The following is a 297-nucleotide window of genomic DNA, read 5'->3' as shown; positions in this document are numbered from 1 at the left end:
CATGTTGGACGAGGGACAAAGAGCGGGAGACGAGCGGGGCGGTCTGGTAGCCCTCGCCGTCAAAGCCGGTGACGCGCAGCGCTTCTTCAACGCGGCGCTGGCCGCCCGCGCGGCTCATGAACACGACCACGTCAATCGCTTCCGCGATGAGGTCGAAGGGCGCGCGGGGCGTCGCTTCCAGCGTCAATTGTTCAAGCCGGGCCAATGCGCCGTGGGCGGAGTTCGCATGCAGCGTCGTGATCCCGCCGGGATGGCCGGTGTTCCAGGCCTTCAGGAGATCGAGCGCTTCGGCCCCGC

The 297-nt window shown here is 68.0% G+C and carries 1 protein-coding gene; it reads right to left on the bottom strand.

Going from position 1 to position 297, the window contains the following annotated elements; translation table 11 throughout:
- Positions 1–297 (bottom strand): ATPase, T2SS/T4P/T4SS family (locus tag HY2_RS15960; RefSeq protein ID WP_034829425.1); only part of this gene is annotated, 297 nt, incomplete at both ends.

It is taken from the genome of Hyphomonas pacifica (assembly GCF_000682675.1).
Taxonomy (GTDB): Bacteria; Pseudomonadota; Alphaproteobacteria; order Caulobacterales; family Hyphomonadaceae; genus Hyphomonas; species Hyphomonas pacifica.
Note: the sequence above shows the minus strand (reverse complement) of the source record. Positions and strands in the feature narration are given on the sequence as shown.